The organism is Chitinophaga vietnamensis (genome assembly GCF_902167635.1).
GTDB classification, from domain to species: Bacteria; Bacteroidota; Bacteroidia; order Chitinophagales; family Chitinophagaceae; genus Chitinophaga; species Chitinophaga vietnamensis.
This window is the reverse complement of the sequence record NZ_CABHMS010000001.1, coordinates 343049-368406: the sequence shown is the minus strand read 5'-3', so window position 1 is coordinate 368406 and position 25358 is coordinate 343049. Positions and strand designations below refer to the sequence as shown.

Genomic DNA, 25358 nt, shown 5'->3' with positions numbered 1-25358 from the left:
CTTTTTTTATGATCCATTCGCCACAGGAAAACTGATGGTGAAGCTGGTACCCGCTCCTGGCGTGCTTTCTACAGACACAATGCCTTTATGGTTCAGTATAATATTTTGCGTAGCGGTAAGTCCTAAACCGGTGCCTTTGGTTTTATTGGTGAAGAAGGGCTCGAATAGTTTGGCAACATTTTCCGCTTCGATACCGCTGCCATTATCTGATATCCTGATGAACACCTGGCCTTTCTCGTGCCAGGTGCGTACAGTCAGCGTGCCCTCTCCCGCCTTCATGGCTTCGATGCCATTGATGATGATATTCAGCAGTGCGATGAGCAGTTTATCTTCATCGGCCATGATCAGCTGATCCGGCTCATGCAGTTGTTTTACGATGGCAATATCATTGAGCTGCAAGCGGTCGTGCGCCTGATGCAGGGCCTTTTCGGCCAGCGCGTTCAATCCCTGTGGCAGCATGTTCAGCTCTATCATGCGGGTGGATTGTAACAGCTCCGATACCAGCTGGTTGATGCGATGGCAATTGCGTTCCATGATATCCAGGTACAGCTGCGCATCTTCCGTTGCGGCGGCGGCTTCTGTTTTCAACTGGCTTACAGCCAGCAAAATATTGGTGAGCGGGTTACGCACCTCATGCGCGATCAGCCGTGCAATACGGCCGGTGATGGCAAATTTCTCCTGCTGCTGCTTTTCCTGCGCCTTGCGCTTGCGTTCCGTCACATCCTGTATGATCACGAGGTATAGCTGTTTCTTATCATCGAGCAGAGAGGCGCTTACGAGCACGTCGAGCTGCTGGCCGCTGTTGTTACGGAAAAGATATTCCTGCTGCATGATGCCGTTGTTCCGCTCCAGCTGCTGCGCAAAGGCATTGGCCTGTTCCTCATTTACAAAGAGATGTTGCAGGAGATGTTCGTACAGCGCGGCTTCCTCATACTGCAAAACCCGCAGTGCTGCCGGGTTAGCGGCTACAATACGCTGGCCGCTGTCGGCCAGCAGAATAAGATCATTGGATTTTTCGAAGATGCTGAAATAACGTTTCTCGCTTTTTTCGATCGCGTTGAGATGTAAAAACTTGCGCAATGCATAGCGCACGGCCCTTTCCAGCATGGCGGCATTGATCTCGCTTTTCACCAGGTAGTCGGAAGCGCCGGCCTTCATAGCTTCTTTATCGATGTCATAATCTCCTTTGCCGGTGAAGAGGATCACCGGGGCATTAAATCCCAGATTGCGGAAATGATGCAACACATCAATGCCGGTATGGCTTCCCAGGCGGTAATCCACCAGGTACAGGTGATGCGCCCTTTCGGCAATAAGGGCCAGCCCTTCTTTATAGGAAGAAGCCCATTGTAAAACATATTGACCCGGCGAGATGTCCTGCAGCAGAGAGTTTACGAGGAAGAAATCATCTTCATCATCATCGATCATCAATATATATTTCGTTCCTTTGAAGGGCATGTAAAACGTTTTATCATGCGTGCTGTACCGCAATTTTCACACCTAAGTATCGATATGCGCTTCTTCTTTTTTAAGGATCACATTCCTGCGGGGCATGAACCAGGCGGGGATGAGCGTAACAAGCAATATGATCAGCGAGATGCGGAATCCTTCTTTAAGGGCGAGATGATGCGAACGCATGGAGCTTACGCCATCCAGCAGGTGGCGGTTATAGGCCGCCTGTGTGATAATGGCCAGCAGCGCGATGCCCAGCGCGCCGCCCACTTGTTGCATCAAAGTGCTGATGCTGGAAGCCATCGTTACTTCGGCCGCTTTCACTGAGCTGAGCGTAGCCGCATTGAGCGGCGCGATCAAACATCCCATACCGATACCGCGCACCGTCATGGCAATGATCACCGACCACATATTGCTGCCGGCATCCAGCAAAGAAAAGAGATACATGGAAACGCCCAGTAATACAATGCCTACCAGGGATATCTCACGGGAGCCGTGCTTGTCGGACCATTTGCCTGCAAAAGGCATCAAAGCCGCCATGAACACGGAGTTCGGCAGTATCATCAATCCGGACATACCCTCGGAAAGCCCCATCTGCTCCTGCAAGAGAAAAGGCATGAGGAACAATCCGCCGTATAAGGCTGCTGCCCGCGATATCGTTACCAGTATACAACTTACAAAGGAATAATTGCTGAAGAGATGCAGATCAACGATGGCGTCCTGTTTTTTTCTGTCGATAAAAATAAATATGATCAGGGCCGCCGCCGCAATCCCCAGCGTAGCAAGGATCTGCGGAGAAGTGATGCCCACGCGCTCCGCTTTGGCAATACCATATTGCAGGCACACGAGGAAAATGGTCAGCGCCGTAAAACCCGGGATATCAAATGGTAGCCTGATCTTAGGCTGCTTGCGTAACACCCCGAGGTATTTGAAGGCCATCACAATTGTGATCACCCCGATCGGCAGATTGATATAAAAGATCGATGGCCATCCGAACTTCTCCGTGAGGATACCGCCCAAAGTAGGTCCTATGGCGGGCCCTACGAGGTTGCCCAATCCCCACCATCCCAATATGGCGCCGCGTACCCGCGCGGGAAATATGTATGAGATGATCGCCATCGAAGTGGGCGCCATGGCGCCGCCGCCGAGCGCTTGTATCACACGCGCCGCCAGCAAGGATTCCAGGTTGTTGGACAAAGCGCATAACAAAGAGCCTAGTGTAAAAAGGGAAATAGCGCCCAGGTAAAGATTGAAGAAACCAATGCGGTTCTTGAGCCAGTTGGTGAGCGGCATCAGCACTGAAAAGCTCAGCATGTAAACGGTGATCACCCATTCGATCTCATCGAGCGTACAGTTGAACTGACGGCTCATCACCGGCAACGAGATATTCACAATACTCGAGTCGATACCGGCCATGGTGGTACCCATGATGATCACGATCAAAATGCCATTCCTGTTGATATCTCTCATAGCTTAGGCGGATCCTTTCTCGTTCAGTTGTGCAAGTTCCTGAAACAATGCTTTTTCTTTATCTGACAACTTCTTCGGGAGATGTATGACTGCTTTCACATACAGGTCGCCGGTAGCGCCTTCGTTGTTGTATCCCGGCATGCCTTTTCCTTTAAGGCGGAATACTTTTCCGCTGTCGGTGCCGGCGGGTATGTTCATGCTGAGAGCGGCGCCGGGCGTGGGTATGGTGAGCTTGCCGCCGAGTACTGCGGTGTACAGCGGGATGGCTACATCAGTATAAATATCCTGTCCTTTGAGTTCATATGCCGGATGTGGCGCCAGCCGGATGGTGATGAGCAGGTCGCCGGCGGTGCTGCCTTTGCGGCCCTGGGAGCCTTGTCCCTTGAGGCGGATCACCTGCCCCTCATAGAGGCCGGGTTTTAATTTGATATTGAGTTTGCTACCGTTTACTTCTATCTGGCGGGTAAGGCCGCTGTAAGCATCTTCCAGCGATACCTCCATTGTGGCCTGCATATCGCGGCCCCGGCCCGGCTGCTGTTGCTGCCTGCGCTGGCCGCCGGAAAATTGGGAACCGAACAACTGTTCAAAAAAATCGGAGAAGCCCTCGCCACCGCTGCCAAAGATATCTTCCATATTACCTTGATAACCGCGCCTGCCGCTTTGTTGCCGGCCGCCAAACTGCGACCAGTCAAAATCTTCAGGCCTTCCTCCGTGTTGTTCGTAATATTTGTAGTTCTCACCGAACTGATCGTATTTCTTACGTTTCTCCGCATCACTCAGCACTTCGTATGCTTCATTGATATCCTTGAATTTGTCTTCTGCGGCTTTATCACCCGGGTTCTTGTCTGGATGGTATTTCACGGCCAGTTTCCTGTAAGCCTTCTTGATCTGCTCTGCCGTTGCTGTTTTGTCTACGCCTAAAACCTTGTAATAATCCTTTACCTCCATAGCTGCAAAACATGTTAAGGGTGATCTGATGCTATGAAATTAACCAAGATTTTCAAGATTATGAAATAACCTTGAAAACGCCGATCCTATTTCGCTTCCAGCAGATTCAAGCCCAGCTTGTCTACCATGTATTTGATGGTGTACATGGCTTTGATACTGTTACCGGATTTATCCAATGGCGGTGAAAACACCGCGATGGCCATCTTGCCGGGAGATACGGCAATCACGCCGCCGCCAACACCACTTTTACCGGGTATACCGGTATGGTATATCCAGTCGCCGGTTTCATCATACAAACCTTCGGTGAGCATGGTGGCTAATATCTTCGGGCAATATTCGCTGTTGATCACTTTTTCGCGGGTAAGGGGGTTGACGCCGCGGTTGGCCAGCGTGCCGGCCATCACGGCCAGATCGCGGGCAGTGGTACCATAAGAACAGGCTTTGGTGTAAAGGTCTACGGATACATCCACATTATCATAGAAGCGGCCATAAGAATACAGCAGCCAGGCGATAGCCCTGTTATGCTGATTGGTAGCGGTTTCGGAGGCATACAGTTTTTCTATCACCGGCAGGCGGCGTCCCGCGAATTTCGCGAAGATGTTATCTATCTTGGTCCATTTCTCTGCGCCGCTGGCGGCAGGCACAAAGCTGTTGGTAGCCATAGCGCCGGCATTCACCAGCGGATTCACTGCACGCGCGGGTTCCAGCTCAATGGCCAGCACAGAATTGAAAGGCATCCCCGTTGCATTCACACCGATGCTGTCTTCAATCGCCTTTTGCCCGCGCTCCTGCATGGCCAGGGCCAGCACAAATACTTTCGAGATAGACTCTATCCCAAATTCATATTTTGTATCTCCCAGCTCCAACACCTTGCCATTGGGCAAGCACACGGCAATGCCGTACAAATTGGAATTTACGTCCGCCAGGTATGGAATGTAATTCGCATTGGCGCCGCCTTGGGGGGCCTTGTATTTATTATATGCTTCTTTCATCACCTCCCGTATCCGTTTCTCGGAAATTTGTTGTGCAAACGTTACCACCGACAACAATAAAAGAATGATCACACCATTTATTTTTTTCATAAGGAGAGATTTAAAATTTATACATCATGGAGAATTGCAGCCGGCTGTTATCTCCGTATTTTCTGTCTATGGTGATATGTTTTCCGTAGAGATATTCCAGCCCTACCTTCACAAAGGCAGACGGATAGTAGAGAATATTCGCAACGCCATATTGCGTGGATTTAAAATCCTGCACAGGCTGATAGTCTTTCTGGTCAAGGGTTAGATAACCATACCCCACAGTGGTGCTGAGTTTGTCGCTCCACCAATGGTCATAAAAACCCATCACAGCAAAAACGGGAATATTCTCTAGCATGGTCCTGCTTTTGGTAGCCGCATCATAGCCTTGTCCGCCGAGGTCATTGAAATACCGCGATATTCCCTGCCCATAAGTGACCTGGTACGAAAAGTTATCCTTGATCTTTGCATTCACTTCTATGACGCCGGTAAGATTGGCGCCCCATCCGATATTCGTATGTTCGTGACCGAGATAGTTATCATAGGTGATGGGATGAAAAAGGCCTGCCAGCTGGATATGCGTGCCACCTGTAATGTTACAGCGCAACTGGCCGATAATATCTACAAACAGCGCGCGGGATGAAAGCCCGGAATCGGCAGGGAATTTCACATCGCTGCCTGGGTTCTCTACGGTAAATGCCAATGTTGTTTTCTTCGACAAGGGTTGCGTAAAACGCAATTGCATCTGTCTTACAAACACCATCGCATTAGGTCCTTCATAATCGATGATGTTGGGAAAAACATCAATATCCATAAAGGCAGACCAGTACTGCCCTGCGCCCCATTTACCGAGTTCGCCCCAGGCATGGCGCAGGCGTGGATTGTTGCTGCCATCCGGATTGAAGAGGTCCAGCTCCAGTATCGTTTTCAAGGTGCCCAGCTTCGTTTCCGATTGTGAGGAGATCGTTAACCGTGTTTGCCGCGCGGAGAACGCTACAAATCCTTTGTTGAGATTATTGACAGGAATGGAAGATGGCGTAAATGCCTGCGTATTGCCAGGTTGCTTCACATCATAAATGAAATCGCCTTGCACGTAACCACCGATCGTGAGTTTGGTATTGAACACATCCGCCACTACAAATCCGCCATAGCGGCCAGATTCGAGGTTGCTCCTCGTTTGCGTGCGGTTTTGTGGTTCAGGACGGATGATGCGCCGCTCGATGCGTGATACCTTCGCCTCAAGACTGTCGATACGCCGCCGGAGGCTATCATTGCCGTTCTCCTGCGCCAGCAGCTGGCCACAGCAAAAAAGCAACAGGATCATGAGCAGTGCACCTGATTGTAAACATCGGCTCATAGAAAAGTATTTGATCAGAGATGCGTATGTGGTCTTTTCGCGACGAGCAAAGGCATGCCTACAAATATCACTGTACCGGCCACCACCAGGCCTACATAGGTAGCCGGGCTGCCCACCGGCAATTGCGTTGGCGGGAAAAACGCCACCACAAAGGCGAACAGCGTAGCTACAAAACCGAGGCCGGCAAAGAACCACATGCCGCCATTGCCACCAGGCACTTTGTAGGAGCGTGGCAGATCGGCATGGGTATATCTCAGCTTGATGCCTGTTGCATACATCAGCAGGTACATAATGAGGTACAAACCGATGGTGAGTGCGCTGAGGAGGAAGAACGCCACGCTCACATTGTCCATCACGAAGTATAAAGAAGAGAGGATAGATACGATGATGCCCTGTACGATGAGAATATTCACCTGCACGCCATTGGCATTGGTTTTAGCCCAGAATGGCGGCAGCACGCCTTCTTTAGCCGTCCACAGCAAACCCTTGCTGGGACCGGCGATCCACGAGGTTACGCCGGCCAGCACGCCAAAGGCGGCCAGGATGCCTATCAGGTTCGTGATCCAGCTGAGATGGTACTTATCAAAGATCTGTTTGAAGGCTTCCATCAATCCGGCCTGTAAGTCTATCTGGTCGTAAGGCAGGATGGTGGCCACCGCCAGCGATCCGAAGGTAAACAGCAGGAAGATGATCACACCGGCCAGGCCAATCGCTTTCGGGAAATCACGTTGCGGATCTTTCAGCTCCTGCGCATGTACGGCATGTACTTCCACACCGGCAAACAAGAGCAGGATGCCCGCCAGGAAAGCAATATCGCCCATACCGGCAATGAATGGAAACAGCCGTGGGTGCAGCTTTCCTTCGGTAGTTACTTTTACGATGGAAGCTACATTTTCCTGCGGATGTAAAAATTGTATATCGTTGCCCTGCATAATATATATGATCGCTACCAGGATGATCACCACACCCGGTACCACAGTGCCCGCCACAAAGCCATAGCTGGTCACTTTGCTGATCAGCTCCGTGCCTTTGAACGACAACAAGGTAGCGAGCCAGTAGATGGCAATAGAGAAGATCCCCACGTAAGTGCCGTTATTAGCCAGTTCCGGCTTACCGATCGTGTAGGCAATACAAGCCGCTGCAAATGCCAGCACGGTAGGATACCAAACTACATTCTGTATCCATTGCAGCCAGATAGCCAGAAAGCCTGCCCTGGAGCCAAATGCCGCCTTGATCCATGTATATACGCCGCCGCCTTTATCGCCAAAGGCGCTGCCCAGTTCCGCCGCTACCAACGAAGCCGGTATCAGATACAGGAAGGTGGCAAAGCCGATGTAAAAGAACATCGTCAGCTCCTCTTTGGCCATCATGGGCAATCCGCGCAAACTGATCACTGCGGCGGCTGTCATCAGGGCAAGACTGGTAGTCGTTATTTTCGCCATAAAATATTTTTGAATTTTTTGATTTAGGGATGTGAGAATTTGTTTCTGACTGAGGTCCGCAACAAATTCTTACATCCCTAAATCCGTAAATCCATAAATCCGTAAATCCGTAAATTCTCCCATTAATTATGTGCGTAACCGCCTGCTTCTTCTCTTGTCAAAGGCACGGTGATCGGGTGTTTCACGAAATAGTCGATTGCGCGTTTAATATCTGCGATGAGCAGATCGGCCATATCACGGCTGAAGCCATGTCTTACCAAAACTCTTTGTATCACTACATCATCCATTTTGGAAGGCAAGGGGTAGGCGGCGATCTGCCAGCCGCGCATACGCAAACGGTCGCTCAGGTCATATAGCGAGAAACCCGGATTGGTGCCCGGTTTTAGCCGCCAGGACGCCCCTGGCAGGCCGCCATGGCCATCGTAGAAAAGTTCGAAATAACCCAGAGATTTGATCGCATCGGCGATGTATTGCGCGTGCGACATATTCGCCTGCATGATCTCGCGGTACCCTTCTTTGCCCAGCCGCAGGAAATTGTAGTATTGCGCAATGATCTGGCCTCCCGGGCGGGAGAAGTTGAGTGCAAATGTGGGCATATTGCCGCCGAGGTAATTCACGTTGAAGATGAGCTCTTCTGGCAGGTCGCTCTTATCGCGCCATACTACCCAACCCACGCCAAGTGGCGCCAGGCCATACTTGTGGCCGGAGGCATTGATAGATTTCACCCGTGGCAAACGGAAATCCCATTCCAGCTCCGGCGTGAGGAAAGGCGCGATAAATGCGCCACTGGCGGCATCCACATGTATTGGGATGTCCAGGCCTTTATCTTTTTGCAGCTTATCCAGCGCCTGGCTGATCGCTTTTACATCTTCATATAAACAAGTAAAGGTGATGCCTAGCGTGGGTACCACGCCGATGGTATTTTCATCACAGCGCGCAATCACATCTTCAGGCGTAAGCGTAAGCTTACCTTCTTCCAACGGCACTTCGCGCAGCTCTACATCAAAATAACGGGCAAATTTATGCCAGCAGATCTGTACCGCGCCACAGATTAAATTAGGTTTGTCGGCCGGTTTATCCAGCGCCTGCCTTTTCTTGCGCCATTGCCATTTGAGGGCCAAGCCGCCCAGCATGGCAGCCTCGCTGGAACCCGTAGTGGAACAGCCAATAGTGGTAGCCGCTTCCGGGGAGTTCCACAGATCGGCCAGGATAGACACACAGCGCGCTTCTATAGCGGCTGTTTGCGGATACTCGTCTTTATCGATCATGTTCTTGTCGATACAATCATCCATCAACTTATGGACTTCTTCATCCATCCAGGTCTGGCAAAAAGTGGCCAGGTTCTGTTTGGAGTTACCGTCCATCAACAGCTCATCTTTCAGTAACGCATATACGTTTTCGGGAAGCCTCGACTTTTCAGGCATGGTGTTCAGTGGAATCCCCTCTTTCATGTACGGGGACGTGTAGATATCCGCACCGGGGACAGACTTCAAATCATTGTCCCCTTTACGTTTGAAGAACTGTAAAGGCATAAACGACCAGTTTAGTAAATGAACGACGATACTTATAAGCATGAGGGATCAGGACCTATGTATCACGTTAACGGATCAACGAAATAGGAATGCGGGCACATGGGATTTCCTTTTGAGGGTGTTCCACATGAGTATTAACGAACAATTGTTTGTACGTTATAGAACACGTATGTTCACAGAAAGTTCAGCAAACAAAAAAAATTTTGATCAGGGGAGCGGGGTTTCCAGGATTTCGTAGGCTTCCAGCAATACTTGTACTTCGGTCGTGATCTGCGCAATGGCGGCCACTTCTGCGGGTGTCAGCAACATCATCACCTGTTCAGCAGGCAGGGGTACACACATGATCTTTTCCTGTACGGACTCCGGATATACATCTGATGCCATCCGGGCCATCATCTTCGCAAAATAGTCAAACTCGCTGCTGCTAAGGTTAACAGCCGTTGTACCAAAGGCCAGTTGCATATTCCTGCACCGCGGGCAACGGATCACATAACCATTGCTGCCATGATATAAAGTCTGGTAGTTACACATAAACATGGTTTTAGTGCCTTCAGCAGCTGCCAGTGGCAGCTGCTGTCAGGACTTTTTTCATCACTCTTTACAGTAAAATGGGGTACAATAGACGAATATGTACAGCAAAATTTTCATTACAAAAGTAAACACGCAGCAATGAGCATTGCTATCGGATCAGGAAAACAACTTGCGCAAAAAGGAAAAAGGCGCGTGAGGTTGTCTGGCTCAGAATTATAAGGATTTTCGGATTTATGGATTTTCGGATTTATGGATTTAATTGGAGCGGAGATAACAACATTGTTCATCTCCGCTCCAATTAAATCCATAAATCCGAAAATCCATAAATTCGAAAATCCTTAATCTACCTTAAACACCAGGCGCCGGGTATTGATGCCGCCCACTATTCCATAACCATTCACTACATTGGTAAATACCCTTACCGGCTCTGTTACAATACTGCCGCTGTTTTCCAGCTGGGCGGAAGCTGTTTTCAGGTATTGCCAGGAATTGTAGGTCAGTTCGCTCACTTCTATCATGAGCTGCTTGGCATTTACGATGGGGTCTTTTGTTTGCAGTACGAACGTTAGTGTTTTGCCATCGAAACGTTCGTCGCTCATGATCATGCTGGTGTAGTTTGCTTCGGCAATGACATCGATCACATTATTGTTGAAAGAAGGGTCGAGGCGGAAAAGGCGCATGGTATCCGGCTGGCCGGAAGGGCCATAGGCAAAGATGCGCAGGCGGTAGTAGTCGGCCGCGCCGGGGCGGTCCTTCAATGTAAAGCGTACACGGCTGCTGTTGCGCTGGGCGCTGGCATTGCTTACGTTCGGCGGTGGCGGCAACGTATCGGCGGCGTATACGGAGCTAAGACCACTTTTGCTGGCGCTGATCTTATAATGCCGCCCCAGCACTGCCGGCTGTGAAGACACATACCACATATTGCCTCCGATCTGCAGAGCGGCCATCGGCAGCACTTTGCCGTCTTCTTCCAATGTTACGCCCGCATCGCGCACCTCTGCAAATGCGCCTTCGTTATACACATTGGCCGGTATGCTGCGTGTTACCCTTGCGTATACTACACTGTCTGGCTGTATCAGGCTGTTGATCACCAGCCGGTCGCCCTCATAAGGCAGGTTGATATCTACCCTGCGTTCACATCCGCACAATATCATTACTAACAGTACCGCATAAACGAAAATACGTTGCATATCCATCATTTTAAAATCTCACCGAATAGGTAATACTCGGCAAAACAGGCAGGATCACCACTTTGGCCAGATAGCGCTCTTGCGCTGCTGCATCCCGCTTTATAAAATAGTAAAAAGGATTTGGCTGGTTATACACATTGAAGATGCTGAAGTTCCAGCTCTTGCGCCAATACTTTTTTTGTTTGGTATAAGTAATGCCTATATCCAGCCGGTGAATATTTTCTGTGCGCCCATTGTAGCGATTGCTGTAGCGGTCTACCGGGGCGCCGCCATCCGTACCGGGATCCCAGGGCGATGCATTGCTCGTGCCCTCGTAAGTGGCCACCGGCAAGGTAATGGGCGATCCCGTCATAAAATGCCAGGACGCCGAAGCCTCCCAATGCTTGCCCAGCTGCTGTGTAAGCACCACCTCTACAACATGTCGGCGGTCATATTTATAAGGGAAGATATGCCCATTGTTGATGCCCGGAAAACGACGGTTGCTCCACGACAAAGTATAACCGATCCTGCCGGTAGTACTGCCTTTTCTCTTGGAGATCATCGCTTCGCCTCCATAGCTCCAACCCTGTCCCACGGCCACTTTCTGGTCCCACTTCAGCATATCCGGACTAATAAAACCGGCGATATCCGTATATTCGATCATGTTATGCATCGTCTTGTAATAACCCTCCAGCGAAAATTCAAACAGGCGGTTATTAGTCACCTTCGTAATGCCCGCCGCCAGCTGCCGCGATAACATCGGCGCCACGCGCGGTGTTGAAGGCACCCAGATATCCGTAGGCAGCGTAGTACCATTGTTCGACAATAAATGGATATACTGGTTCATATGCGTATAGGCCGCCTTCAGCACCCAGTGGTGAGGAAGCAGGTAACGCAGGCCCAGCCTGGGTTGTATGGAATAATAAAATCTTCCTTCTACCGCAAATCCCGACATATGCACACCCAGATTCGCCCATAACTTCGGCGATACCTCCCAATCATCTTCCGCATACAGCAACATTTCCAGCCCGTTGATACGCGCTCCGCGCGCAGCGGTATCCAGCGGTTTCACCGGACTGCTCTTATCTTCAAACACCGACATCGCCGGCTTGAAATAATGCATCGTAGCGGCGCCGCCAAAACGAATACCATGGCCCGGATTGGGCCGGTAGTCGAAATCCATTTTCACGCCCGCATTTTCCATGCGTGAAGAATACCGTCCATACTGATCAGAAAACTCACCGGATGCAGGAATATTATATTTATAACCGTACTCGGTAGAAAATTCATACCGGGAATAATTGAAGGTGAGATTGGAAAAAAGTTTGGGACCGTAGACATGGTTCCAGCGCAAAGCCGCAATGGTATTGCCCCAGCCGATCTTGAAACGGTTCATCTGCGCATTGATACGGGTACTGTCTGCCAGTCGCGCGCTATCGGTCGACTGCTGTATCAACATATTATCTTCTCCCTGGTAATAGCTCAAAAACACGCGGTCTTTGGGAGAGAAGATATGATTGACCTTTAAATTGATATCATAAAAATAGGCATAGAACCGGCCATCACGGCCCAGGTCATCATCCGAGCGCAAGGCAACATTATAGATCAGGTCGGGATAGGAGCGGCGGGCAGAAACGATGAAAGAAGTTTTGTCTTTGATGATCGGCCCTTCCACATTAAATTTAGCGGAGATCAGCCCGATGGCCACATCGCCATGGAATTTCTGCATATCGCCATCCTTCAGTGTGATATCCACTACCGACGACAGCCTGCCGCCGAAACGCGCCGGGAATGCGCCTTTATACAGGTCGGTGGTTTTCACCACATCGGCATTGAGCAGGGAATATACCCCGAAGAAATGTGAGAAATTAAATACCGGCGATCCGTCGATGAGGATCAGGTTCTGATCCACACTGCCGCCCCGCACATGCAGGCCCGATACGCCTTCCATGCCGCCGCCCACGCCAGGTAAGGATTGCAGCGTGCGCATCACATCGGCTTCTCCCAATAATTTGGGCATCGACTGTATATCTGCAGTGGCGATATTCACTTTGCTGAGGGGCGCCTGTTCCATCGAACCGCTTTTATCCGTACCGGTGATCACCACTTCTTTGAGGTTGGCCAGCGGCGACAATGCCACGGTGAGCAACTGGTTGCCTTTCTCCATCACCGGTTGTAACACGCTGTTGTAGCCAATGTAGGAAACGATGAGCTGGCCAGTATCGCGGGCGGTTGTAAAACTGAAAAATCCGTATTGATTAGTAGTAGTGCCCTGATGCAGGGATGGTGCATAAATGGTGGCGCCCACTAATTTTTCGCCGGTGGCAGCATCCTGTACATATCCGCTGATGGTGCGGGTACTGTGCTTTTCGGGGAGTAGCACCAGTTGGTCGCCTACGCGGGTATATCGGATAGCATCGGGCGCGAAGAGCTCATCCAGCAGCCCTCTCAGGCGGCGGTTATGTGCAGTTAAGGTTACTCTCCGGGATAAATTGACAAGTTCCCTGCTATATGAAAAGTGGATACCATATTGTTTTTCCAGCAATTCGCACACTTCCTGCAAGGGCTGGTCCTTCACCACTATGGTCACCCGTGTTTGCCAATCCCACCCTAAAACGCGCAAGGGGATGCATATCAGCAGCATCGCCGTGAGCAGTTTTGCGGCTAACGACATAATATGGTCAAATTAAAAGTATGTAAAGTTCATAGGGCCGGCGGCGGGCTATCTCAGCTTATATTGCCTGTCGCCTGTTTTCTCCCATTTGGCGCCTACGCTGAGCGCCAGGGTGGTGATCACCTCATCGATGGATTCACCGGTAAAATTTGTATTGACGGATAGTTTCAGCAGCGCGGTATCTTCCACGGTCACCCGCACATCGTATACCTCGGTGATGGTATGCAGCACTTCTTCCAGTGGCACATGATGGAAAGCAAGGGCTTTCTTCACCGGGTCGGTAACGTGTGCGGCTACACGAAAATCGGGCCTGGCCTGATCCTGCTGCAGCAACATGCCTTCCGTAAGCACCACGCTGTCGGCCTTTTCATGATCGATCACCATCACCTTTCCGCTGCTCACATGTACCTGCAGCTTTGCTTGCCCCGGTTCATAGTTCACGGTAAAGCGGGTGCCGAGCACCTGTACATCGGTACGCCCCAGCGTCACGACAAAGGGTTGGGCAGCATTGGCGGCGATATCGAAAGTAGCGGCTCCTTTCAGCGTCACCTTCCTGTTGCGGGAGCCGAAGCCTGGCGCTACTTCCAGGCGGGAGGCAGCCTGCAACTGTACGCTGCTGCCATCTTCCAGCCGCGCGATTTGCGGGCCGGCATAAGACGTGCTATTACTGTTCCGCGCGATGAGCCACCAGCCGAGCCCCAGGGCCAGCGCCAGTATCGCTGCCACCCTGATCCAGGGGAAGCGGGGCCGTGATGATACAGCTGCCAGCGGTGGAGCCGTGGCGGTATCAGCAACGCCCATCTGGCTGTACAGCCGCTGCCAGGAACTGTCCGTATCCGGCTGCATCGTGAGGCGCTGCGCCGCTGCGGTATCCAGCACACGCTGTAAAGCCGCCAGCAGAGCGGCATTACCGGCATCTTCCCCGAGCCAGGCCTCTACCCATGCACGCTCTTCCCCGTCCGCCTCTTGCAGCAGGTACTTGCAGAGCAAGGTATACAGTGCCTCATCAGGAAAAGAAGATGTCATGTACAGTTGTAATATATTTGATAAGACGCACGCAGGAAATCATCTCCCCCACGTCCCTCTCAAATTTTTTTAAAAGAAAAAAACGGCAAGCAAGGGCAGATACTCCTTCAGTTCCTGGTGCAGTATCTTCAAAGCCTTCCCCATCTGGTTTTCTACAGTTTTAACAGATATATTCATCGTTTCGGCAATCTCCGAATATTTGAGATGCTGATGGCGGCTCAACAGGAACACTTCCCGGCAACGCTCCGGCAGGCGTTCCAGCGCCTGGTGATACAGCATCTCCAGCTCCTTCACCTGGTCGGCGGCATGGGTGGCCGTTTCCCGGGCCGCGCCATAACGCGTTTCACGGTCGTTACGCACCGTATCCTTACGCCATTGGCTGATCGCAGTATTCCTGATAGCAGAAAAAAGGTAAGCCTTTACAGGACCAGAGATCACAATACTATCCCTCTTTTCCCATATGCGCAGGAATACCTGCTGCACGATCTCCTCTGCTGTATGGGGGTCTCCCGTGTAGTGTGTGGCAAAGGCCAGGCAGTGCGCATGGTTTTCCCGAAATAATTCTTCAAATGTCTGGAGCGCCAACATGATGAGCAGCAAAAATAATCAATTACGAATTACGAATTAATAATTACGGAAATTCCCGTAGATATACGCGAAACGCTGCGCCAGTCGGCCTAGGAAGCACTTTGAGCACTTTATGGGCTGATCTTCGCTAATATCTACGGGAATTTCCGTAATTATTAATTCGTAATTCGTAATTGACTATTTTTGCCCCCGCAATGTATAACCTGATCAAAAAAATACTTTTCCGGTATCCCCCGGAAAATATCCACCACACCGTGATGCGCGGCATCAAAACCATCTATGCCCTCCCCCTGGGCAAACAAGTGCTCCGGGCCTTTTGCGATGTCAAAACAAAAGGGCTGGAACGGGAATTGTTCGGTCTGCGGTTTTCCAATCCGGTAGGACTGGCAGCAGGTTTTGATAAAGACGCCAAATACATTGATGAACTGGCCTGCCTCGGATTCGGCTTTGTGGAGATAGGCACCGTAACGCCGCTGGCACAGCCGGGCAATGATCAGCCACGCCTGTTCCGCCTGCCGGCGGATAAAGCCCTCATCAACCGCATGGGCTTTAATAACGAAGGCGCCACCGCCGCCGCTACCCGCCTGCTGCGGAAACGCTCCGGCATCATCGTAGGCGGCAACATCGGCAAAAATAAAGTGACGCCTAACGAGGAAGCTACCAGCGACTATGAAAAATGTTTCCACGCCTTATATGATGTGGTAGATTATTTTGTGGTGAATGTAAGCTCTCCCAATACGCCCAACCTCCGCGCCTTACAGGAAAAAGAACCGCTGAAGCAACTGCTGCACCACCTGCAACAGCTCAATGCCCAAAAGGCAAAGCAGAAGCCTATCCTGCTGAAGATTGCGCCAGATCTCACGCATTCACAACTCGACGATATTATCGAGATCGTTCAGGATACAAAACTGGCGGGCATCGTAGCCACCAATACCACCATCAGCCGCGAAGGCCTGCAAACGCCCGCCGCCGAAGTAGAAGCAATCGGCGCCGGCGGATTAAGCGGCCTGCCCGTTAAACAAAAAGCAACAGAAGTGATCCGGTACATCCATACCAATAGCCAGGGCAAGATCCCGATCATCGCTGTGGGCGGCATTTTCACCGCCGCCGATGCACAGGAAAAACTCGATGCCGGCGCCTCGCTGGTACAAGTATATACCGGCTTCGTTTATGAAGGCCCTACCATCGTGAAGAAGATATGTGCAGGACTGCGTCCATAAAGCTCGTCATCTGAATTAAACCTATATGGAACAATTATTCACAGTTGAGTCCCTCATCAGTTTATTCACGCTGGTGCTGATGGAAATTGTGCTGGGCATCGACAACGTGATCTTCGTCTCTATTGTACTGAACAGGCTCACGCCTGAAAAGCGCCCACTGGCGCGCCGCATCTGGATGTTCACCGGCATGGCCGTACGTATCATCCTGTTGCTTTGCATCGGCTACATCGTCAGGGCCGTCAACCCGCTCTTCCATATCGGCAGCCACGGCTTCAGTCTCCGCGATCTCATCATGCTCGGCGGCGGTATCTTCCTCCTGATCAAAACCACCCTCGAGATCCACCACAAACTCGAAGGAGAAGACGAGGCCCCCGCCAGCAGCAGCAATAAACCCGCAGCATCCCTGCTCAATATCGTAGGACAGATCATCGTGATCGATACCGTCTTCTCTTTTGACAGTATCATCACCGCTGTAGGTCTTGCCAAACAAATACCGGTCATGATCATTGCCGTAATCATCGCTATGATCGTGATGTTCTTCTTTGCGCCACGTATCAGCGATTTCATACACAAACATCCTACACTCAAAATGCTGGCCCTCTCCTTCCTGGTAATGGTAGGCGCTATCCTCATCGTAGAAGGATGGGACGCTGAAAAAGCGCACGACCTTCACCTGAAAAACTACGTGTACTTCGCCATGGCCTTCTCTTTCGGAGTAGAAATGTTGAATATGAGAATGAGAAAGAGCGGTAAACCGGTAGCATTGAAAGAACCGACTTCAGAGAAATAATTGCGCATAAAACATCAGGGGCCACCGCGTACACGGTGGCCCCTGATATTTTATGCGCATGCGCTATTATTTTCTCAGCTGTTGTTTCAGCTCATCGATCTCTTTCTGTTGCCGGATCATATGCAGTGTCAGCTCTTCGATCTTCTGCAATAATAATTTATTCATCTCTCCTACATCTAATCCTTCTTCTTTTATTTCTTTTTCAGAAGGGATATCAGGAAGATGACCATTTTTGCTGATGTAATTTTCTATCGCTTGCAGAGAGGGTAATGAATAGTCTTTATGGAAGACAAAATCGGCCCAGGCGGATTGAGTTACCTTCACGCGCCTTGCGCCGATAGTGCCTTCCACGGCCAGTTTATAGGATTTGGGATCTACGGTTCCAATACCCACATTACCATTGTCCGAAATAGTCATATGACACCTGACCCCCAATGAACTGGTATCCGAATCCGTAGAAAAGAAGTACAGGATAGAATCAGAGGAAGCGCCGATACCGAATTTTTTCCGACCGGCTTCAAACTCTATAGCCCTGCCAGCCCATAATTTTATTGCTCGTCCCCAACCGCTGGTGGTCCAGCCCGGCGCAGCGCCAATCTCTATCCTCGCCGATGGATTGGCGATAGAGTACCCCATATTACCAGTGGTATAACCGCTTCTTGTGTTGGAATATCCATTCGTAGTAACATAATTATCGATCGCCGTTTTGTAGCTGTGTGCCGGGCCATTCACTTCCTGGAATGGCAAAGGATTAGCTACGCCGTCGTACACTGTTACCTTGTCGTTAAACTGCGAACGATAGTAATAAGTAGCGCTTCCCCTCAACCAGATAAGAATGGTTTTGGAAAACACGTAATTAGTAACATCACGCCAGCCGGCGACGAATATGTTGTTAAACTGTTTGATATCGGCATCGATGAAACTGGATAAATGCCCACCATTAGTGGTATGGTAGCGGAATGTGGCAATCAGCGATCCATACGCATTATAATCCGTATGCACATTGGAACGCCCCAATTCCAATACCGAAGCCACATTTCTATCCCAGGCAGAATCGGTAAACGCCACCGGATAATATTTAGAAGAGTCGCCTTGCACCTTGAACGAACTCATAACCTGTGCAGAGGCGTGTTGGGAGAAAACGAACAGCCCCGCCACCAACAGGAGGGCCAGATGGATGTTGAATTTCATAAGTACAGTTTTTTTCGAAAAATATGAATTATTATTAAATGCTACAAGTTGTTGACAATGTTCATCATGACAACAGCCACCATACCGGCTGTCTCCGTCCGCAAACGGTTGGCGCCTAAAGACACTGGCTCAAAACCCGCTCCCAGCGCCAGTTTGACCTCCTCAGGCGTAAAATCACCTTCCGGCCCTATCAGCACGATCGTATCTTTTCCCGGCTCCATTAACAGCTGTAAAGACTGCTGCTGCTCGGGCAAACAATGCGCAATAAAACGTTGTGCATCCTTACTCTGCTTCACCACCTGCTCAAATGCCTGTGGCTCCTGCAACACCGGCAGGTAGTATTGTTTGGACTGCAACATCGCCGACACCAATATATTTTGCAAACGCTCTGCTTTCACTTTCTCTTTTTCAGTACGCTGGCTCACCAGGGGAATGATCGACTGAATACCTATTTCCGTAGCCTTCTCCAGAAACCACTCTATCCGCGACGCATTTTTGGTAAAGGCAATGGCTATACGAAGTACCGGCGTTGGCGGCGGCATCAAAGTTATTGCTGAAATATTCACCACACATTTTTTGCGGTTATCATCAGCAATGATCGCCGTAAACCTGCGCCCACGGCCATCTGCCAGCAACACCGTATCACCGGCCTCATGCCGCAACACCTGGATACAATACTTCGATGTATCCTCATTCATCGTGTAACTGCTGGCATCCACCGCAATATCTCCCGCAAAAAAAACAGACAAATCCATTTAGCTATTTGGTTATTTTATTATTTGGATATTTGATTTATGAATTTTCGGATTTTCGGATTTTTTGATTTGTGGGAAATTCGGTTTTCTTCCAAATTCGAAAATCAAAAAATCCGAAAATCCGAAAATTCCTAAATCAAATATCCAAATAATAAAATAACCAAATAACTAAATAATCAAATTCTTTGTTTTTGTATGAAACCTTGCAAACAGGAGTAGGGATGCGGTTAGCAAACCCAGTAGCAGCGCCCACCACACGCCTTCCACACCAAAGCCCATTTTGATGCCTAACAGGTAACCCAGCGGGATACCGAACACCCAATAGGCCAGCAAAGTGATCACCGTTGGAATGCGTACATCGCCCAATCCGCGCAGGATACCAAGTCCCACCACCTGCATGCCATCGAACAACTGGAAGAAGGCAGCGATCACCAATAAATTTCCTGCGATCTGTATCACCTGCGGATCGTTGATATACAAAGCAGGCAGCAGATGCCTGCCCACCATAAATACCAGCGCAGCAGTGCCCATCAACACCAGCACCATATGATAACTGGCGATAGCCGATAAACGTAATTCCCTGAAATCGCGCTTGCCGAAATTATTGCCGCTTTTGATGCCCGCCGCCGCAGAGATGCCGCTGGCCATCATATACGTCATGGATGCCAGGCTCAATGCGATCTGATGCGCCGCCAGTTCTGCAGCGCCCATCCAGCCCACCATCACGGCAGCGCCGCTGAAAGCGCTCACCTCAAAAATATATTGCAAGGCCACCGGCGTACCAATACCTAAAATTTTTCTGATAGCCGCCGCCTTCAGATTTGAAAAACCAAAACTGGAAAGGTAAGGCTTGAAACGTGGCGACTTCAACACATAAAAAGCCATCGTAATACCCATGATCAAACGGTCGGTGAAAGTGGCAATACCCACGCCCACCACGCCCATGCGGGGCAGGCCGAACAGACCGTACACCAACGTGATGCCAATGAGGATATTGATCACGTTGCCGATAATACTGATATTCATCGCCTGGCGTGTAAAGCCCAGCCCCTCCGCAAATTGCTTGAAGGTGAGGAACAACATCAGCGGGATGAAGGAGAAACCGAGGTAACGCAGAAAGGGCCTTGCCTGTTGCACAACATCCGGCTCCTGGTTCAGCACCTGCATATAGCCGCTGCCAAAATAAATGACGGCCGATAACAATAGGCCCACCATCATATTGATGATCAGGCTATGACTGAGCAGATGCCCAATAGCGCTTTTGTTGCCACGGCCATTCTCCTGTGCGATGAGCGGTGTGAGCCCGTACGACATACCAATACCGGTAACCATGAAGATAGAAAAGAGACCGTTGCCCAGCGAAACCGCTGCCAGCGGTACTTTGCCGGTATGCCCGATGATAAGGCTGTCGGATAATGCAACCAGTGTATGCCCGAGTTGGGAGATCACTACGGGATAGGCTAAACTGAAATTGTCTTTGTAATAACCTTTATACTTCAGATACAGTTGTTTCATGCTATAGGCCTTTTATTGTTGCTATGATTCTTTTATAAAAATAAAGGCCGGCATCCAGTAGATGCCGGCCTGATAACTGCAAATATCTTATGCGTTAAAATGGTGCATCTTCAAATCCTTCATCAAAGTCCATATCATTCATCTTGGACCCCTTCTGGATGTACAGCTTCGCCTCGTCGTTGCCGCCGCCTTGCTGGCGCATACCTGCGAAGGGATTACCGCCACCGCCGGGGTTCTCCAGGCTACCGTCATCTTCGAAACGCTGGAATTCCAGTACCGCGCGGAGTTTGATGGTATCGAGCTGACCATTACGGTGTTTGGCGATACGTACGTGGGTTTCACCTTTATTGGATTCTCCCATCTCGTTGGTATTGATCTCATAGTATTCAGGACGGTACAGGAACATGACCATGTCGGCATCCTGCTCGATCGCGCCCGATTCACGGAGGTCGCTCAACTGTGGCATCTTGTTGCCATCTTTACGTTTTTCCACATCACGGCTCAACTGCGAGAGGGCGATCACGGGCACCTGCAACTCTTTTGCAAGTCCTTTAAGATCGCGGGATATTTTACTGATCTCCTGCTCACGGTTGCTGTTACGGCCTTCGCCGCTGCCGCTCATCAGCTGGAGGTAGTCGATGATGATCACGCCCACGCCGTGGTTGTGTACCAGCCTGCGGCATTTGGCGCGTAGTTCGAAGATATTGAGCGCCGGCGTATCGTCAATGAAGATAGGCGCTTTCGCCAATCTTTCGATACCATGCGTCATCAATTTCTTCATTTCATATTCTTCCAGTTTACCACGGGAGATCTTTTCCAGTTTGATTTCGGACTCGGCAGACAGGATACGTTGAACGATCTGTCCGGACGACATCTCAAGGGAGAACACTGCAGCGCCTTTCGGGAAACGGGGATGCAAAGCCGCATTACGCGCCAGGTTGAGGGCAAACGCGGTTTTACCCACAGACGGACGGGCCGCGATGATGATGAGGTCTGTCGACTGCCAGCCGTAAGTTACTTTATCGAGAGAAGGGAACCCGGAAGGTACGCCGGTGATATCATCACCTTTGTTGCGCAGGTCTTCGATACGTTTCATCGTATTCACCAGCACGCGGTCGATAGAATCGTAATTCTTGCGCAGGTGGTTATTGGTAATCTCAAATAATTTAGACTCGGCGCTATCAAGCAGGTCGAACACATCCGCCGTATCTTCATAAGATTCGGACAGTATTTCTCCGGAGATGCGGATCAGTTCCCGCTGAATGAATTTTTGCAGGATGATACGGGCATGCGCCTCAATATTAGCGGATGATACCACCGCGTTGGTGAGCTTCATCACTGTGAAGGGGCCACCAACAGCTTCGAGCGAGCCCATGGACCGGAGCTCCTCTGTTACAGTCAGAATATCGACCGGCATCGATTTGGAGGCCAGGCGGGTCATGGCCGAAAATATCAGCTGGTGCGCTTCTACATAAAAACACTCTCCTTTCAAAATCTCCACTACAACGTCAAACGCGCCTTTCTCCAGCATTATGGCTCCCAAAACAGCTTCTTCCAATTCTTTGGCCTGTGGCGGTACTTTTCCGTACACCAAGGAGGACACCTCAATGGACGGCTTTCTGCGCACATTGCGGTCTTTCTTGAGATTGAGATCCATTTATGGTTAGCGTATTAAAAAATTTAAAAAAAGGTTACTGTCAATGGGCTTGTTTCACTTTACAATTATTGGATTGTTTGCATTTTTTCTCGCATTCCGAAGCTACTTTCTGCATTAAGAAATTGTAAATTTTTTCGAGCCGTACAAACTAAGGTAAACGCATTTTTTCATTTATGCCACTTCCGTTCACTACTAAATTTATTAAGCCTCGTGCACAGGTTATCCACCGGCGAATTGTCAGTTATCCACTGACTCGACTATGGTTATCCACCAAATCACTGTAAAGTTCCAAGGCAAAGGTCCATTATTCACATCTATTGTGCAAAAAGATTTTATACGCCGGTCTCTAACGCCCTGCCATACACGATTATAGCTAATTTACGACGGAAACCTGCCATGGCTGCCCTCCACAGCGGCTTAAAATCAAATCCGTTGCGTAACTTTACGCTTCTTATTATAAACCGATCAGATAAAATGACGATTTCATACAACTGGCTATGTGATTATTTACCGGTGAAGCCTACACCGCAGGAGTTATCCACCATCCTTACACGTATAGGCCTGGAAGTGGAAAGCCTCGAAAAATTCGAAGCCGTAAAAGGCAGTCTCGCCGGCCTCGTGATCGGCGAAGTACTGACCACGGCCAAACACCCAAACGCAGATAAACTTACCCTCACCACTGTCAATATCGGCAACGGGGAACCGCTCCACATCGTGTGCGGCGCCCCCAACGTGGCCGCCGGCCAGAAAGTAGTAGTAGCCCCCATCGGCGCTACCATCTACCCCATCAGCGGCGAACCAGTCACCATGAAAAAAGCCAAGATCCGCGGCGAAGAAAGCCAGGGCATGATCTGCGCCGAAGATGAAATAGGCCTCGGCAACAGCCACGCCGGCATCCTCGTGCTCGATCCCTCCCTGCAACCCGGCACGCCCGCCAGCGAAATATTTCAGCCCGCACAGGACTGGATATACGAAATCGGCCTCACGCCCAACCGCATGGACGCTATGAGCCACATCGGCGTGGCTAAAGACGTATGCGCCTTCCTCAACAACCTCGAACACACGCATAAATACCAGGTACAGCTGCCGGAAATCAAAGCCCTGCCACAAGCGGCGGCCCCGCTCAATATCAGCGTATCCATCGAAAATACCGATGCATGCCCGCGCTACAGCGGCATCAGCATCACCGGCGTTCAGGTAGCCCCTTCGCCTGAATGGCTCAAGGAAAAACTGACCGCCATCGGCGTACGCCCGATCAACAATATCGTGGATATCACCAATTTCGTGCTCCACGAAACCGGCCAGCCCCTGCACGCTTTCGACGCAGCCGCCATCAAAGGCAATGCCGTGGTAGTAAAAAATCTCCCGCAGGGAACACCCTTCGTGACCCTCGATGAAAAAGAAAGAAAACTTGATGCCGCCGACCTGATGATCTGCAACGGCGCAGGCGAAGGCATGTGCATCGCCGGCGTTTTCGGCGGCCTCCGCTCCGGCGTGTCCGACAACACCCACGATATCTTCCTGGAGAGCGCTTTCTTCAGCGCCGGCGGCATACGCACCACCTCTTTCCGCCATGGCCTGCGTACCGACGCAGCCACCCGCTTCGAAAAAGGTGTGGATATCTCCAACATCGTGTTTGCCCTGCAACGCACCGCCGCCCTCATCTGCGAACTGGCCGGTGGTAAAGCCGCTTCCGCCATCGTGGATGTATACCCGTCCGTAAAACATAAAACACAGGTAGAAACTACCTACGCTTATATCCGCAAACTCAGTGGCAGCAACTACCCTGCGGACAAGATCAAAAATATCCTCCGCAGCCTCGGCTTCGATATCCTCGCAGAAACCGCAGAAGGACTGCGTGTAGCCGTGCCCTACAGCAAGCCCGATATCAGCCTCCCGGCCGATCTCGTGGAAGAAGTGATGCGCATCGATGGACTGGACAATATCGAGATCCCCAGCAAGGTGATGATCTCCCCCGCCATCTCCGCACAACCCGACGCGGAAAGAGTGCGCGAAAAAATCGCCGAATACCTTGCCGGCAACGGTTTCAACGAAATCTTCACCAACTCCATCACCAACAGCCAATACTTTACACCCGAAGTACTGGAACATACCGTGAAGATGATGAACAGCCTCACCGTGGAACTGGACGTCATGCGCCCTTCCATGATCGAAACCGGCCTCGAACGTATTTCGTATAACCTTAACCGTAAGAACGAAGACCTGCTCTTCTTCGAATTTGGTAAAACATATGCCGTGACTGATAAGGGCTATGCGGAAAATAACCACCTCTCCCTTTATCTTACCGGTCAGCAAACTTCCGAAACCTGGATGCGCAAAGCCGCTCCGGTTGATTTCTACTTCCTGAAAGGTTATGTGATCAATATACTGGCACAACTCGGCTACAGCGGCCTGCAGTGGGTGGAAAATGAAAACGCTGATCTCACCCCTTCCTGGGATATCAAAGTGAAAAACCAGGTGGTGGTTACCCTCGGCGGCATCAGCGCCCGGAAACTCAAACAGTTCGATATCAAGCAGCCCGTCTGGTTCGCTGATTTCAACTGGGATAAAATACTGGGACTTTTGCAAAAAAGTGATAACTTTTACAAAGAAATACCGCGCTTCCCGGCTGTGCGCCGCGACCTGGCCCTCGTGCTGGACCGTCAGGTAAAATTCGCCGCCGTAGAAGCCGCCGCCAGGGCCGTAAAATCGCCCCTGCTGCAAAATATCAATCTGTTCGATGTGTTCGAGAGCGAAAAACTGGGCGCCAACAAAAAATCCTACGCGGTCAGCTTCACCTTCCTCGATAGCCAGAAAACCCTCACCGACAAAGAAATCGACAGCGTGATGGAGAAACTGGTGAAAACTTTCGAATCGCAGCTACAGGCGGAAATAAGAAAATAAGGGAGAATTTTTTGATTTTTGAATTTGAGAATTTAAGAACTATTATATTCGCAATGAATAAGTTAGCAAATTCAAAGCGCCAAATTCAAAAATCAGGAAATCAAAAATCAAAAAATATTTA

The 25358-nt window shown here is 50.3% G+C and carries 19 protein-coding genes; 3 read left to right on the top strand and 16 right to left on the bottom strand.

What is annotated here, in order from left to right:
• Positions 1–6: 6 nt before the first annotated feature.
• The 12 genes from FPG75_RS01590 to FPG75_RS01535 all read right to left on the bottom strand — a co-directional run bounded on the left by FPG75_RS01590 (position 7) and on the right by FPG75_RS01535 (position 15217).
• Positions 7–1455, bottom strand: coding sequence for a hybrid sensor histidine kinase/response regulator (locus tag FPG75_RS01590; protein ID WP_143304744.1), 1449 nt, complete (start codon positions 1453–1455; stop codon positions 7–9).
• A 42-nt stretch (positions 1456–1497) separates the two neighbouring features.
• Positions 1498–2919, bottom strand: coding sequence for an MDR family MFS transporter (locus FPG75_RS01585; RefSeq protein WP_143304743.1), 1422 nt, complete (start codon positions 2917–2919; stop codon positions 1498–1500).
• 3 nt (positions 2920–2922) lie between these two features.
• Complete coding sequence (locus FPG75_RS01580; protein ID WP_143304742.1) at positions 2923–3867, bottom strand: DnaJ C-terminal domain-containing protein; 945 nt, start codon at positions 3865–3867, stop codon at positions 2923–2925.
• A gap of 86 nt (positions 3868–3953) precedes the next feature.
• Positions 3954–4949 (bottom strand): glutaminase A, encoded by a 996-nt coding sequence (glsA, locus tag FPG75_RS01575; RefSeq protein WP_143304741.1) that lies wholly within the window; start codon positions 4947–4949, stop codon positions 3954–3956.
• Positions 4950–4959: 10 nt separating this feature from the next.
• Positions 4960–6243, bottom strand: a complete 1284-nt coding sequence (locus tag FPG75_RS01570; RefSeq protein ID WP_143304740.1) for a DcaP family trimeric outer membrane transporter — start codon at positions 6241–6243, stop codon at positions 4960–4962.
• Between the two features lie 14 nt (positions 6244–6257).
• The gene (locus tag FPG75_RS01565; protein ID WP_143304739.1) at positions 6258–7685 is read right to left on the bottom strand and encodes an APC family permease; all 1428 of its coding nucleotides are present in this window, start codon (positions 7683–7685) and stop codon (positions 6258–6260) included.
• 122 nt (positions 7686–7807) lie between these two features.
• On the bottom strand, positions 7808–9217 hold the full coding sequence (locus FPG75_RS01560; RefSeq protein ID WP_201747865.1) for a glutamate decarboxylase: 1410 nt from the start codon (positions 9215–9217) through the stop codon (positions 7808–7810).
• Positions 9218–9424: 207 nt separating this feature from the next.
• A complete protein-coding gene (locus FPG75_RS01555) occupies positions 9425–9748 on the bottom strand; it encodes a DUF6686 family protein (RefSeq protein WP_143304738.1) in 324 nt (107 codons plus the stop codon).
• A 338-nt stretch (positions 9749–10086) separates the two neighbouring features.
• Positions 10087–10938 carry a DUF4249 domain-containing protein gene (locus tag FPG75_RS01550; RefSeq protein ID WP_161596625.1) on the bottom strand — a complete coding sequence of 284 codons (852 nt, stop codon included), beginning with the start codon at positions 10936–10938 and terminating at the stop codon, positions 10087–10089.
• A 10-nt stretch (positions 10939–10948) separates the two neighbouring features.
• A complete protein-coding gene (locus FPG75_RS01545; RefSeq protein WP_143304736.1) occupies positions 10949–13591 on the bottom strand; it encodes a TonB-dependent receptor in 2643 nt (880 codons plus the stop codon).
• 48 nt (positions 13592–13639) lie between these two features.
• Positions 13640–14617, bottom strand: a complete 978-nt coding sequence (locus FPG75_RS01540) for a FecR family protein (RefSeq protein ID WP_143304735.1) — start codon at positions 14615–14617, stop codon at positions 13640–13642.
• A 69-nt stretch (positions 14618–14686) separates the two neighbouring features.
• On the bottom strand, positions 14687–15217 hold the full coding sequence (locus FPG75_RS01535; RefSeq protein WP_143304734.1) for an RNA polymerase sigma-70 factor: 531 nt from the start codon (positions 15215–15217) through the stop codon (positions 14687–14689).
• 182 nt (positions 15218–15399) lie between these two features.
• Here FPG75_RS01535 and FPG75_RS01530 point away from each other — a divergent pair, with 182 nt between their 5' ends.
• Both FPG75_RS01530 and FPG75_RS01525 read left to right on the top strand, forming a co-directional pair.
• On the top strand, positions 15400–16425 hold the full coding sequence (locus tag FPG75_RS01530; protein WP_143304733.1) for a quinone-dependent dihydroorotate dehydrogenase: 1026 nt from the start codon (positions 15400–15402) through the stop codon (positions 16423–16425).
• Positions 16426–16450: 25 nt separating this feature from the next.
• On the top strand, positions 16451–17215 hold the full coding sequence (locus FPG75_RS01525) for a TerC family protein (RefSeq protein ID WP_143304732.1): 765 nt from the start codon (positions 16451–16453) through the stop codon (positions 17213–17215).
• Positions 17216–17281: 66 nt separating this feature from the next.
• Here the strand turns inward: FPG75_RS01525 and FPG75_RS01520 are convergent, their stop codons facing one another.
• The 4 genes from FPG75_RS01520 to dnaB form a co-directional block, all read right to left on the bottom strand.
• On the bottom strand, positions 17282–18406 hold the full coding sequence (locus tag FPG75_RS01520; RefSeq protein ID WP_143304731.1) for a SlyX family protein: 1125 nt from the start codon (positions 18404–18406) through the stop codon (positions 17282–17284).
• Positions 18407–18447: 41 nt separating this feature from the next.
• Positions 18448–19161 (bottom strand): RsmE family RNA methyltransferase, encoded by a 714-nt coding sequence (locus tag FPG75_RS01515; protein WP_143304730.1) that lies wholly within the window; start codon positions 19159–19161, stop codon positions 18448–18450.
• Positions 19162–19329: 168 nt separating this feature from the next.
• Entirely contained in the window at positions 19330–20676 is a 1347-nt protein-coding gene (locus FPG75_RS01510) for an MATE family efflux transporter (RefSeq protein WP_143304729.1), read from the bottom strand.
• Positions 20677–20770: 94 nt separating this feature from the next.
• Entirely contained in the window at positions 20771–22333 is a 1563-nt protein-coding gene (gene dnaB, locus FPG75_RS01505; protein WP_143304728.1) for a replicative DNA helicase, read from the bottom strand.
• A 474-nt stretch (positions 22334–22807) separates the two neighbouring features.
• Here dnaB and pheT point away from each other — a divergent pair, with 474 nt between their 5' ends.
• Entirely contained in the window at positions 22808–25237 is a 2430-nt protein-coding gene (gene pheT / locus FPG75_RS01500; protein ID WP_143304727.1) for a phenylalanine--tRNA ligase subunit beta, read from the top strand.
• Positions 25238–25358 lie beyond the last annotated feature (121 nt).

What these genes read in the sequence shown, in the direction of transcription:
- FPG75_RS01590 (WP_143304744.1), bottom strand. Translation starts at nt 1,455, where the DNA reads ATGCCCTTCAAAGGAACGAAATATATATTGATGATCGATGATGATGAA.
- FPG75_RS01585 (WP_143304743.1), bottom strand. Translation starts at nt 2,919, where the DNA reads ATGAGAGATATCAACAGGAATGGCATTTTGATCGTGATCATCATGGGT.
- FPG75_RS01580 (WP_143304742.1), bottom strand. Translation starts at nt 3,867, where the DNA reads ATGGAGGTAAAGGATTATTACAAGGTTTTAGGCGTAGACAAAACAGCA.
- glsA (WP_143304741.1), bottom strand. Translation starts at nt 4,949, where the DNA reads ATGAAAAAAATAAATGGTGTGATCATTCTTTTATTGTTGTCGGTGGTA.
- FPG75_RS01570 (WP_143304740.1), bottom strand. Translation starts at nt 6,243, where the DNA reads ATGAGCCGATGTTTACAATCAGGTGCACTGCTCATGATCCTGTTGCTT.
- FPG75_RS01565 (WP_143304739.1), bottom strand. Translation starts at nt 7,685, where the DNA reads ATGGCGAAAATAACGACTACCAGTCTTGCCCTGATGACAGCCGCCGCA.
- FPG75_RS01560 (WP_201747865.1), bottom strand. Translation starts at nt 9,217, where the DNA reads ATGCCTTTACAGTTCTTCAAACGTAAAGGGGACAATGATTTGAAGTCT.
- FPG75_RS01555 (WP_143304738.1), bottom strand. Translation starts at nt 9,748, where the DNA reads ATGTGTAACTACCAGACTTTATATCATGGCAGCAATGGTTATGTGATC.
- FPG75_RS01550 (WP_161596625.1), bottom strand. Translation starts at nt 10,938, where the DNA reads ATGCAACGTATTTTCGTTTATGCGGTACTGTTAGTAATGATATTGTGC.
- FPG75_RS01545 (WP_143304736.1), bottom strand. Translation starts at nt 13,591, where the DNA reads ATGTCGTTAGCCGCAAAACTGCTCACGGCGATGCTGCTGATATGCATC.
- FPG75_RS01540 (WP_143304735.1), bottom strand. Translation starts at nt 14,617, where the DNA reads ATGACATCTTCTTTTCCTGATGAGGCACTGTATACCTTGCTCTGCAAG.
- FPG75_RS01530 (WP_143304733.1), top strand. Translation starts at nt 15,400, where the DNA reads ATGTATAACCTGATCAAAAAAATACTTTTCCGGTATCCCCCGGAAAAT.
- FPG75_RS01525 (WP_143304732.1), top strand. Translation starts at nt 16,451, where the DNA reads ATGGAACAATTATTCACAGTTGAGTCCCTCATCAGTTTATTCACGCTG.
- FPG75_RS01520 (WP_143304731.1), bottom strand. Translation starts at nt 18,406, where the DNA reads ATGAAATTCAACATCCATCTGGCCCTCCTGTTGGTGGCGGGGCTGTTC.
- FPG75_RS01515 (WP_143304730.1), bottom strand. Translation starts at nt 19,161, where the DNA reads ATGGATTTGTCTGTTTTTTTTGCGGGAGATATTGCGGTGGATGCCAGC.
- FPG75_RS01510 (WP_143304729.1), bottom strand. Translation starts at nt 20,676, where the DNA reads ATGAAACAACTGTATCTGAAGTATAAAGGTTATTACAAAGACAATTTC.
- dnaB (WP_143304728.1), bottom strand. Translation starts at nt 22,333, where the DNA reads ATGGATCTCAATCTCAAGAAAGACCGCAATGTGCGCAGAAAGCCGTCC.
- pheT (WP_143304727.1), top strand. Translation starts at nt 22,808, where the DNA reads ATGACGATTTCATACAACTGGCTATGTGATTATTTACCGGTGAAGCCT.